The sequence below is a fragment of the Photobacterium panuliri genome (assembly GCF_059920555.1).
On record NZ_CP197192.1, the window covers coordinates 551,383 to 562,831 of the forward strand.

General features: G+C 51.9%; 6 tRNA genes and 6 rRNA genes. All 12 read left to right on the top strand.

The annotated features are described in order from the left end of the window. Positions 1–296: 296 nt before the first annotated feature. Positions 297–3,186: ribosomal RNA gene (locus ACSF8X_RS02750) — 23S ribosomal RNA — on the top strand. 118 nt (positions 3,187–3,304) lie between these two features. Further along, a 5S ribosomal RNA gene (rrf, locus tag ACSF8X_RS02755) occupies positions 3,305–3,420 on the top strand. Positions 3,421–3,796: 376 nt separating this feature from the next. After that, positions 3,797–5,341 (top strand): 16S ribosomal RNA (locus ACSF8X_RS02760). Between the two features lie 95 nt (positions 5,342–5,436). After that, positions 5,437–5,512, top strand: a tRNA-Glu gene (locus tag ACSF8X_RS02765). 1 nt (position 5,513) lies between these two features. Next, positions 5,514–5,589: transfer RNA gene (locus ACSF8X_RS02770), tRNA-Lys, on the top strand. 31 nt (positions 5,590–5,620) lie between these two features. Continuing rightward, positions 5,621–5,696: transfer RNA gene (locus ACSF8X_RS02775), tRNA-Val, on the top strand. Between the two features lie 309 nt (positions 5,697–6,005). Further along, positions 6,006–8,894 (top strand): 23S ribosomal RNA (locus tag ACSF8X_RS02780). Between the two features lie 118 nt (positions 8,895–9,012). Beyond that, positions 9,013–9,128 (top strand): 5S ribosomal RNA (rrf, locus tag ACSF8X_RS02785). Positions 9,129–9,421: 293 nt separating this feature from the next. Then, positions 9,422–10,966: ribosomal RNA gene (locus ACSF8X_RS02790) — 16S ribosomal RNA — on the top strand. The 16S, 23S and 5S rRNA genes sit together here with 6 tRNA genes alongside, the layout of an rRNA operon. 94 nt (positions 10,967–11,060) lie before the next feature. After that, a tRNA-Glu gene (locus ACSF8X_RS02795) sits at positions 11,061–11,136 on the top strand. A 1-nt stretch (position 11,137) separates the two neighbouring features. Beyond that, positions 11,138–11,213 (top strand) — tRNA-Lys (locus ACSF8X_RS02800). A gap of 31 nt (positions 11,214–11,244) precedes the next feature. Next, positions 11,245–11,320 (top strand) — tRNA-Val (locus ACSF8X_RS02805). The last annotated feature ends 129 nt before the right edge of the window (positions 11,321–11,449 follow it).

Sequence of the window (11,449 nt, forward strand, 5' to 3'; positions counted from 1 at the left end):
ACGCAGTGTCCACACAGATTGCTTGGTGAAATGGTTTTGGAACAGGCAAGAGTGCTAATCAATAACACCCGTTATTGATTAACGCTTTTGCGTTATGCTCTTTAACAATCTGGAAAGCTGACTAGTAAATTCAATCGAACGATTGATTTATAGTTTCTACTCTAACGAGTAGGAACGAGTTCTCAAGCAACACACATTCAAGTGTCTTGTGTAAGAAGTCCGGCAAAACAACGTCTATCACAACTCAGATAGACAACCTTGGTTGTTTGAACATACGAAACCTCTTGGGGTTGTATGGTTAAGTGACTAAGCGTACACGGTGGATGCCTGGGCAGTCAGAGGCGATGAAGGACGTACTAACTTGCGATAAGCCAAGACGAGGCAGTAAGAGCCACTCGAGTCTTGGATTTCCGAATGGGGAAACCCAGCTGCATAAGCAGTTATCTCAATGTGAATACATAGCATTGTGAGGCGAACCGGGGGAACTGAAACATCTAAGTACCCCGAGGAAAAGAAATCAACCGAGATTCCGGCAGTAGCGGCGAGCGAAACCGGATTAGCCCTTAAGTTGAATTGGCACTAGGCGAACACGCTGGAAAGCGTGGCGATACAGGGTGACAGCCCCGTAGCCGACGGTGCCTTTACAGTGAAATCGAGTAGGACGGGACACGTGTTATCCTGTCTGAACATGGGGGGACCATCCTCCAAGGCTAAATACTCCTGACTGACCGATAGTGAACCAGTACCGTGAGGGAAAGGCGAAAAGAACCCCTGTGAGGGGAGTGAAATAGAACCTGAAACCGTGTACGTACAAGCAGTAGGAGCAGGCTTGTCCTGTGACTGCGTACCTTTTGTATAATGGGTCAGCGACTTAATTTTAGTAGCAAGGTTAACCGTATAGGGGAGCCGTAGGGAAACCGAGTCTTAACTGGGCGTTCAGTTGCTAGGATTAGACCCGAAACCGAGTGATCTAGCCATGGGCAGGTTGAAGGTGAGGTAACACTTACTGGAGGACCGAACCGACTAATGTTGAAAAATTAGCGGATGACTTGTGGCTAGGGGTGAAAGGCCAATCAAACTCGGAGATAGCTGGTTCTCCCCGAAAGCTATTTAGGTAGCGCCTCGGACGAATACTACTGGGGGTAGAGCACTGTTAAGGCTAGGGGGTCATCCCGACTTACCAACCCTTTGCAAACTCCGAATACCAGTAAGTACTATCCGGGAGACACACGGCGGGTGCTAACGTCCGTCGTGGAGAGGGAAACAACCCAGACCGCCAGCTAAGGTCCCAAAGTTATCGCTAAGTGGGAAACGATGTGGGAAGGCTCAGACAGCCAGGATGTTGGCTTAGAAGCAGCCATCATTTAAAGAAAGCGTAATAGCTCACTGGTCGAGTCGGCCTGCGCGGAAGATTTAACGGGGCTAAGCGATACACCGAAGCTGCGGCAATGTGACTTGTTCACATTGGGTAGGGGAGCGTTCTGTAAGCCGCTGAAGGTGTCCTGTAAGGGGCGCTGGAGGTATCAGAAGTGCGAATGCTGACATGAGTAACGACAAAGGGGGTGAAAAACCTCCTCGCCGGAAGACCAAGGGTTCCTGTCCAACGTTAATCGGGGCAGGGTGAGTCGACCCCTAAGGCGAGGCCGAAAGGCGTAGTCGATGGGAAACGGGTTAATATTCCCGTACTTCTTGCTATTGCGATGGGGGGACGGAGAAGGCTAGGTGGGCCTGGCGACGGTTGTCCAGGTTCAAGTATGTAGGCTGATGGTTTAGGCAAATCCGGACCATCTCAAGGCTGAGATACGACGTCGAGGCACTACGGTGCTGAAGTCATTGATGCCATGCTTCCGGGAAAAGCCTCTAAGCTTCAGATAGCAAGGAATCGTACCCCAAACCGACACAGGTGGTCGGGTAGAGAATACCAAGGCGCTTGAGAGAACTCGGGTGAAGGAACTAGGCAAAATGGTACCGTAACTTCGGGAGAAGGTACGCTTCTGACGGTGAAGTCCCTCGCGGATGGAGCTATCGGAAGTCGCAGATACCAGGTGGCTGCAACTGTTTATTAAAAACACAGCACTGTGCAAAATCGAAAGATGACGTATACGGTGTGACGCCTGCCCGGTGCCGGAAGGTTAATTGATGGGGTTAGCGCAAGCGAAGCTCTTGATCGAAGCCCCGGTAAACGGCGGCCGTAACTATAACGGTCCTAAGGTAGCGAAATTCCTTGTCGGGTAAGTTCCGACCTGCACGAATGGCGTAATGATGGCCACGCTGTCTCCACCCGAGACTCAGTGAAATTGAAATCGCAGTGAAGATGCTGCGTACCCGCGGCTAGACGGAAAGACCCCGTGAACCTTTACTACAGCTTGGCACTGAACATTGACCCTACATGTGTAGGATAGGTGGGAGGCTTCGAAGCAGGTACGCCAGTATCTGTGGAGCCGTCCTTGAAATACCACCCTTGTAGTGTTGATGTTCTAACGTCGCCCCCTTATCGGGGGTACGGACAGTGCCTGGTGGGTAGTTTGACTGGGGCGGTCTCCTCCCAAAGAGTAACGGAGGAGCACGAAGGTGGGCTAATCACGGTCGGACATCGTGAGGTTAGTGCAATGGCATAAGCCCGCTTGACTGCGAGAATGACGGTTCGAGCAGGTGCGAAAGCAGGTCATAGTGATCCGGTGGTTCTGTATGGAAGGGCCATCGCTCAACGGATAAAAGGTACTCCGGGGATAACAGGCTGATACCGCCCAAGAGTTCATATCGACGGCGGTGTTTGGCACCTCGATGTCGGCTCATCACATCCTGGGGCTGAAGTCGGTCCCAAGGGTATGGCTGTTCGCCATTTAAAGTGGTACGCGAGCTGGGTTTAGAACGTCGTGAGACAGTTCGGTCCCTATCTGCCGTGGGCGCTGGATGATTGAGAGGGGCTGCTCCTAGTACGAGAGGACCGGAGTGGACGAACCTCTGGTGTTCGGGTTGTGTCGCCAGACGCATTGCCCGGTAGCTAAGTTCGGAATCGATAACCGCTGAAAGCATCTAAGCGGGAAGCGAGCCTCAAGATGAGTCATCCCTGATACTTTAAGTATCCTGAAGGGTTGTTGGAGACTACGACGTAGATAGGCAGGGTGTGTAAGCGCTGTGAGGCGTTGAGCTAACCTGTACTAATTGCCCGTGAGGCTTAACCATACAACACCCAAGGGGTTTTATCGGACTCCATGAGCACTTGAATGACAGTGCTTGAGATAACTAGTTAACTTTCCCAGATTGCTATTTGCGGCCGAGAGGCGGCAGATAAACGAATTTGCTTGGCGACCATAGCGTTATGGACCCACCTGATCCCATGCCGAACTCAGCAGTGAAACGTAACAGCGCCGATGGTAGTGTGGGGCCTCCCCATGTGAGAGTAGGACATCGCCAGGCTCAAAATTTAGGAAGCCCGTTGGCTACAACGGGCTTTTCTTTCGCTCCGGCTGGTTGCAATGTGAGCGGAGTCAACAGAAGGTTTTCACTTTCTCGCCAAGTGGCAAAAAAGATGAAAGTTTTGTCTTGACTGGATATCAGAAAAGCGTATTATACGCCACCTGACTTGCTGAAGCGCAACGCGCTAACGCATTGATAGTCAACGTTCTTTAACAATTTGACCATGCAATCTGTGTGGGCACTCGTGAAAAGATTTAGTCAAAAGATTTAGTCAAAAGATTTAAATCAGTGAACTGAGTGACCAAATCGGTAGCAATACCGGCACAGTCAATTTATCAGTAATCACTGAGCCGTTTCTTCGGAAACACCAAAACTTTAATTGAAGAGTTTGATCATGGCTCAGATTGAACGCTGGCGGCAGGCCTAACACATGCAAGTCGAGCGGTAACATTCCAAAAGCTTGCTTTTGGAGATGACGAGCGGCGGACGGGTGAGTAATGCCTGGGAACATGCCTTGGTGTGGGGGATAACCATTGGAAACGATGGCTAATACCGCATAACGTCTACGGACCAAAGAGGGGGACCTTCGGGCCTCTCGCGCCAAGATTGGCCCAGGTGGGATTAGCTAGTAGGTGGGGTAACGGCTCACCTAGGCGACGATCCCTAGCTGGTCTGAGAGGATGATCAGCCACACTGGAACTGAGACACGGTCCAGACTCCTACGGGAGGCAGCAGTGGGGAATATTGCACAATGGGGGAAACCCTGATGCAGCCATGCCGCGTGTGTGAAGAAGGCCTTCGGGTTGTAAAGCACTTTCAGTAGGGAGGAAGGCAGTGTCGTTAATAGCGGCATTGTTTGACGTTACCTACAGAAGAAGCACCGGCTAACTCCGTGCCAGCAGCCGCGGTAATACGGAGGGTGCGAGCGTTAATCGGAATTACTGGGCGTAAAGCGCATGCAGGCGGCTTGTTAAGCCAGATGTGAAAGCCCGGGGCTCAACCTCGGAATAGCATTTGGAACTGGCAGGCTAGAGTCTTGTAGAGGGGGGTAGAATTTCAGGTGTAGCGGTGAAATGCGTAGAGATCTGAAGGAATACCGGTGGCGAAGGCGGCCCCCTGGACAAAGACTGACGCTCAGATGCGAAAGCGTGGGGAGCAAACAGGATTAGATACCCTGGTAGTCCACGCCGTAAACGATGTCTACTTGGAGGCTGTTCCCTTGAGGAGTGGCTTTCGGAGCTAACGCGTTAAGTAGACCGCCTGGGGAGTACGGTCGCAAGATTAAAACTCAAATGAATTGACGGGGGCCCGCACAAGCGGTGGAGCATGTGGTTTAATTCGATGCAACGCGAAGAACCTTACCTACTCTTGACATCCAGAGAACTTTCCAGAGATGGATTGGTGCCTTCGGGAACTCTGAGACAGGTGCTGCATGGCTGTCGTCAGCTCGTGTTGTGAAATGTTGGGTTAAGTCCCGCAACGAGCGCAACCCCTATCCTTGTTTGCCAGCACGTAATGGTGGGAACTCCAGGGAGACTGCCGGTGATAAACCGGAGGAAGGTGGGGACGACGTCAAGTCATCATGGCCCTTACGAGTAGGGCTACACACGTGCTACAATGGCGTATACAGAGGGCGGCCAACCAGCGATGGTGAGCGAATCCCACAAAGTACGTCGTAGTCCGGATTGGAGTCTGCAACTCGACTCCATGAAGTCGGAATCGCTAGTAATCGTGGATCAGAATGCCACGGTGAATACGTTCCCGGGCCTTGTACACACCGCCCGTCACACCATGGGAGTGGGCTGCACCAGAAGTAGATAGCTTAACCTTCGGGAGGGCGTTTACCACGGTGTGGTTCATGACTGGGGTGAAGTCGTAACAAGGTAGCCCTAGGGGAACCTGGGGCTGGATCACCTCCTTAACGATATGACTGCGCTTTTGACGCAGTGTCCACACAGATTGCCTGGTCGAAAAAGTAGAGAACATGTTTCGGGTGCCCAAGCCCGGAAAAACTTAGTCCCATTCGTCTAGAGGCCTAGGACACCGCCCTTTCACGGCGGTAACAGGGGTTCGACTCCCCTATGGGACGCCACGGGTCGTTAGCTCAGTTGGTAGAGCAGTTGACTTTTAATCAATTGGTCGCAGGTTCGAATCCTGCACGACCCACCATTCTTTCTCGCGAAGGAATCAAAACTATCGTGGGCGATTAGCTCAGTTGGGAGAGCACCTGCCTTACAAGCAGGGGGTCACTGGTTCGAGCCCGGTATCGCCCACCACTCTCTAAGTATTTTCTGCACGGATACGCAGATTCAATGAAGGTTGACTTTGTTGGGTCCGCATTTTTGCCGCCGAAAATCATTAGAAAGTGGTTCGAAAGAATTGCATGCTCTTTAACAATCTGGAAAGCTGACTAGTAAATTCAATCGAATGATTGATTTATAGTTTCTACTCTAACGAGTAGGAACGAGTTCTCAAGCAACACACATTCAAGTGTCTTGTGTAAGAAGTCCGGCAAAACAACGTCTATCACAACTCAGATAGACAACCTTGGTTGTTTGAACATACGAAACCTCTTGGGGTTGTATGGTTAAGTGACTAAGCGTACACGGTGGATGCCTGGGCAGTCAGAGGCGATGAAGGACGTACTAACTTGCGATAAGCCAAGACGAGGCAGTAAGAGCCACTCGAGTCTTGGATTTCCGAATGGGGAAACCCAGCTGCATAAGCAGTTATCTCAATGTGAATACATAGCATTGTGAGGCGAACCGGGGGAACTGAAACATCTAAGTACCCCGAGGAAAAGAAATCAACCGAGATTCCGGCAGTAGCGGCGAGCGAAACCGGATTAGCCCTTAAGTTGAATTGGCACTAGGCGAACACGCTGGAAAGCGTGGCGATACAGGGTGACAGCCCCGTAGCCGACGGTGCCTTTACAGTGAAATCGAGTAGGACGGGACACGTGTTATCCTGTCTGAACATGGGGGGACCATCCTCCAAGGCTAAATACTCCTGACTGACCGATAGTGAACCAGTACCGTGAGGGAAAGGCGAAAAGAACCCCTGTGAGGGGAGTGAAATAGAACCTGAAACCGTGTACGTACAAGCAGTAGGAGCAGGCTTGTCCTGTGACTGCGTACCTTTTGTATAATGGGTCAGCGACTTAATTTTAGTAGCAAGGTTAACCGTATAGGGGAGCCGTAGGGAAACCGAGTCTTAACTGGGCGTTCAGTTGCTAGGATTAGACCCGAAACCGAGTGATCTAGCCATGGGCAGGTTGAAGGTGAGGTAACACTTACTGGAGGACCGAACCGACTAATGTTGAAAAATTAGCGGATGACTTGTGGCTAGGGGTGAAAGGCCAATCAAACTCGGAGATAGCTGGTTCTCCCCGAAAGCTATTTAGGTAGCGCCTCGGACGAATACTACTGGGGGTAGAGCACTGTTAAGGCTAGGGGGTCATCCCGACTTACCAACCCTTTGCAAACTCCGAATACCAGTAAGTACTATCCGGGAGACACACGGCGGGTGCTAACGTCCGTCGTGGAGAGGGAAACAACCCAGACCGCCAGCTAAGGTCCCAAAGTTATCGCTAAGTGGGAAACGATGTGGGAAGGCTCAGACAGCCAGGATGTTGGCTTAGAAGCAGCCATCATTTAAAGAAAGCGTAATAGCTCACTGGTCGAGTCGGCCTGCGCGGAAGATTTAACGGGGCTAAGCGATACACCGAAGCTGCGGCAATGCAATTTATTGTATTGGGTAGGGGAGCGTTCTGTAAGCCGCTGAAGGTGTCCTGTAAGGGGCGCTGGAGGTATCAGAAGTGCGAATGCTGACATGAGTAACGACAAAGGGGGTGAAAAACCTCCTCGCCGGAAGACCAAGGGTTCCTGTCCAACGTTAATCGGGGCAGGGTGAGTCGACCCCTAAGGCGAGGCCGAAAGGCGTAGTCGATGGGAAACGGGTTAATATTCCCGTACTTCTTGCTATTGCGATGGGGGGACGGAGAAGGCTAGGTGGGCCTGGCGACGGTTGTCCAGGTTCAAGTATGTAGGCTGATGGTTTAGGCAAATCCGGACCATCTCAAGGCTGAGATACGATGTCGAGGCACTACGGTGCTGAAGTCATTGATGCCATGCTTCCGGGAAAAGCCTCTAAGCTTCAGATAGCAAGGAATCGTACCCCAAACCGACACAGGTGGTCGGGTAGAGAATACCAAGGCGCTTGAGAGAACTCGGGTGAAGGAACTAGGCAAAATGGTACCGTAACTTCGGGAGAAGGTACGCTTCTGACGGTGAAGTCCCTCGCGGATGGAGCTATCGGAAGTCGCAGATACCAGGTGGCTGCAACTGTTTATTAAAAACACAGCACTGTGCAAAATCGAAAGATGACGTATACGGTGTGACGCCTGCCCGGTGCCGGAAGGTTAATTGATGGGGTTAGCGCAAGCGAAGCTCTTGATCGAAGCCCCGGTAAACGGCGGCCGTAACTATAACGGTCCTAAGGTAGCGAAATTCCTTGTCGGGTAAGTTCCGACCTGCACGAATGGCGTAATGATGGCCACGCTGTCTCCACCCGAGACTCAGTGAAATTGAAATCGCAGTGAAGATGCTGCGTACCCGCGGCTAGACGGAAAGACCCCGTGAACCTTTACTACAGCTTGGCACTGAACATTGACCCTACATGTGTAGGATAGGTGGGAGGCTTCGAAGCAGGTACGCCAGTATCTGTGGAGCCGTCCTTGAAATACCACCCTTGTAGTGTTGATGTTCTAACGTCGCCCCCTTATCGGGGGTACGGACAGTGCCTGGTGGGTAGTTTGACTGGGGCGGTCTCCTCCCAAAGAGTAACGGAGGAGCACGAAGGTGGGCTAATCACGGTCGGACATCGTGAGGTTAGTGCAATGGCATAAGCCCGCTTGACTGCGAGAATGACGGTTCGAGCAGGTGCGAAAGCAGGTCATAGTGATCCGGTGGTTCTGTATGGAAGGGCCATCGCTCAACGGATAAAAGGTACTCCGGGGATAACAGGCTGATACCGCCCAAGAGTTCATATCGACGGCGGTGTTTGGCACCTCGATGTCGGCTCATCACATCCTGGGGCTGAAGTCGGTCCCAAGGGTATGGCTGTTCGCCATTTAAAGTGGTACGCGAGCTGGGTTTAGAACGTCGTGAGACAGTTCGGTCCCTATCTGCCGTGGGCGCTGGATGATTGAGAGGGGCTGCTCCTAGTACGAGAGGACCGGAGTGGACGAACCTCTGGTGTTCGGGTTGTGTCGCCAGACGCATTGCCCGGTAGCTAAGTTCGGAATCGATAACCGCTGAAAGCATCTAAGCGGGAAGCGAGCCTCAAGATGAGTCATCCCTGATACTTTAAGTATCCTGAAGGGTTGTTGGAGACTACGACGTAGATAGGCAGGGTGTGTAAGCGCTGTGAGGCGTTGAGCTAACCTGTACTAATTGCCCGTGAGGCTTAACCATACAACACCCAAGGGGTTTTATCGGACTCCATGAGCACTTGAATGACAGTGCTTGAGATAACTAGTTAACTTTCCCAGATTGCTATTTGCGGCCGAGAGGCGGCAGATAAACGAATTTGCTTGGCGACCATAGCGTTATGGACCCACCTGATCCCATGCCGAACTCAGCAGTGAAACGTAACAGCGCCGATGGTAGTGTGGGGCCTCCCCATGTGAGAGTAGGACATCGCCAGGCTCCAATTTGCACTTGCTTGAGAGTCAAGCAAGTCACCATAGAATTTTGAGGTGACTCAGAGTTTTATGTTGACTTTCAAAGTGTGTGGCGTATTATACGCACCTCGCTTGAGCGCCTCGGCGCGGAAAGCCAATGTTCTTTAACAATTTGACCATGCAATCTGTGTGGGCACTCGTGAAAAGATTTAGTCAAAAGATTTAAATCAGTGAACTGAGTGACCAAATCGGTAGCAATACCGGCACAGTCAATTTATCAGTAATCACTGAGCCGTTTCTTCGGAAACACCAAAACTTTAATTGAAGAGTTTGATCATGGCTCAGATTGAACGCTGGCGGCAGGCCTAACACATGCAAGTCGAGCGGTAACATTCCAAAAGCTTGCTTTTGGAGATGACGAGCGGCGGACGGGTGAGTAATGCCTGGGAACATGCCTTGGTGTGGGGGATAACCATTGGAAACGATGGCTAATACCGCATAACGTCTACGGACCAAAGAGGGGGACCTTCGGGCCTCTCGCGCCAAGATTGGCCCAGGTGGGATTAGCTAGTAGGTGGGGTAACGGCTCACCTAGGCGACGATCCCTAGCTGGTCTGAGAGGATGATCAGCCACACTGGAACTGAGACACGGTCCAGACTCCTACGGGAGGCAGCAGTGGGGAATATTGCACAATGGGGGAAACCCTGATGCAGCCATGCCGCGTGTGTGAAGAAGGCCTTCGGGTTGTAAAGCACTTTCAGTAGGGAGGAAGGCAGTGTCGTTAATAGCGGCATTGTTTGACGTTACCTACAGAAGAAGCACCGGCTAACTCCGTGCCAGCAGCCGCGGTAATACGGAGGGTGCGAGCGTTAATCGGAATTACTGGGCGTAAAGCGCATGCAGGCGGCTTGTTAAGCCAGATGTGAAAGCCCGGGGCTCAACCTCGGAATAGCATTTGGAACTGGCAGGCTAGAGTCTTGTAGAGGGGGGTAGAATTTCAGGTGTAGCGGTGAAATGCGTAGAGATCTGAAGGAATACCGGTGGCGAAGGCGGCCCCCTGGACAAAGACTGACGCTCAGATGCGAAAGCGTGGGGAGCAAACAGGATTAGATACCCTGGTAGTCCACGCCGTAAACGATGTCTACTTGGAGGCTGTTCCCTTGAGGAGTGGCTTTCGGAGCTAACGCGTTAAGTAGACCGCCTGGGGAGTACGGTCGCAAGATTAAAACTCAAATGAATTGACGGGGGCCCGCACAAGCGGTGGAGCATGTGGTTTAATTCGATGCAACGCGAAGAACCTTACCTACTCTTGACATCCAGAGAACTTTCCAGAGATGGATTGGTGCCTTCGGGAACTCTGAGACAGGTGCTGCATGGCTGTCGTCAGCTCGTGTTGTGAAATGTTGGGTTAAGTCCCGCAACGAGCGCAACCCCTATCCTTGTTTGCCAGCGCGTAATGGCGGGAACTCCAGGGAGACTGCCGGTGATAAACCGGAGGAAGGTGGGGACGACGTCAAGTCATCATGGCCCTTACGAGTAGGGCTACACACGTGCTACAATGGCGTATACAGAGGGCGGCCAACCAGCGATGGTGAGCGAATCCCACAAAGTACGTCGTAGTCCGGATTGGAGTCTGCAACTCGACTCCATGAAGTCGGAATCGCTAGTAATCGTGGATCAGAATGCCACGGTGAATACGTTCCCGGGCCTTGTACACACCGCCCGTCACACCATGGGAGTGGGCTGCACCAGAAGTAGATAGCTTAACCTTCGGGAGGGCGTTTACCACGGTGTGGTTCATGACTGGGGTGAAGTCGTAACAAGGTAGCCCTAGGGGAACCTGGGGCTGGATCACCTCCTTAACGATATGACTGCGCTTTTGACGCAGTGTCCACACAGATTGCCTGGTCGAAAAAGTAGAGAACATGTTTCGGATGCCCAAGCCCGGAAAACTTAGTCCCATTCGTCTAGAGGCCTAGGACACCGCCCTTTCACGGCGGTAACAGGGGTTCGACTCCCCTATGGGACGCCACGGGTCGTTAGCTCAGTTGGTAGAGCAGTTGACTTTTAATCAATTGGTCGCAGGTTCGAATCCTGCACGACCCACCATTCTTTCTCGCGAAGGAATCAAAACTATCGTGGGCGATTAGCTCAGTTGGGAGAGCACCTGCCTTACAAGCAGGGGGTCACTGGTTCGAGCCCGGTATCGCCCACCACTCTCTAAGTATTTTCTGCACGGATACGCAGATTCAATGAAGGTTGACTTTGTTGGGTCCGCATTTTTGCCGCCGAAAATCATTAGAAAGTGGTTCGAAAGAATTGCATGCTCTTTAACAATCTGGAAA